1 rRNA gene is annotated in these 342 nt (G+C 56.1%); it reads left to right on the forward strand.

The window, feature by feature from the left end:
* A 16S ribosomal RNA gene (locus tag ACTHSL_RS13260) occupies positions 1–342 on the forward strand; the annotation flags it as partial.

Genomic DNA, 342 nt, shown 5'->3' on the forward strand with positions numbered 1-342 from the left:
CCTACGGGAGGCTGCAGTGGGGAATATTGCGCAATGGGCTAAAGCCTGACGCAGCCATACCGCGTGTGTGAAGAAGGCCTTCGGGTTGTAAAGCACTTTCAGTGGGGAGGAAAAGCTGGTGGCTAATATCCATCGGCCGTGACGCTACCCACAGAAGAAGCACCGGCTAATTCCGTGCCAGCAGCCGCGGTAATACGGAAGGTGCGAGCGTTAATCGGAATTACTGGGCGTAAAGCGCACGTAGGTGGCTTGGTAAGTCGGATGTGAAAGCCCCGGGCTCAACCTGGGAACGGCATTCGATACTGCTGAGCTAGAGTACGAAAGAGGGGGGTGGAATTCCAG

This window comes from Neisseria sp. P0008.S010, assembly GCF_051962715.1.
Classification (GTDB): domain Bacteria; phylum Pseudomonadota; class Gammaproteobacteria; order Burkholderiales; family Neisseriaceae; genus Neisseria; species Neisseria elongata.